The sequence below is a fragment of the Kineococcus sp. AC630 genome (assembly GCF_979255925.1).
The window spans coordinates 1-250 of the sequence record NZ_CEEDMJ010000115.1; the positions used below are offsets into that span (position 1 = coordinate 1).

A 250-nucleotide genomic window follows, 5' to 3' on the forward strand; every position below is an offset into this window, starting at 1 on the left:
CCTTCCAGCTGCCGCAGCCGTTCCGTGAACCCCGACACCGTCGGGTTCCCGTAGCGGGAGTAGACGTAGCGGTCGACGGCGCCCGCGAACGCGGCCTCGGCGTCGGCCGCGGTCGCGTAGGTGTCCCCCGACGTGAGGTACATGGCCTCGGCGGTCTCCTCGAACTGCGACCGCACCCGGCCGCCGCGGACGGCGGTGGGGTCCGGGCGCCAGCCCTCGCTCACGACTGGCGCCAGGGCAGCCCCGCCGC

The 250-nt window shown here is 75.6% G+C and carries 1 protein-coding gene; it reads right to left on the reverse strand.

What is annotated here, in order from left to right:
- On the reverse strand, positions 1-224 hold a 224-nt coding region (locus tag AC0I8G_RS26075), incomplete at its 3' end, for a PLP-dependent transferase (RefSeq protein WP_471732528.1).
- Positions 225-250 lie beyond the last annotated feature (26 nt).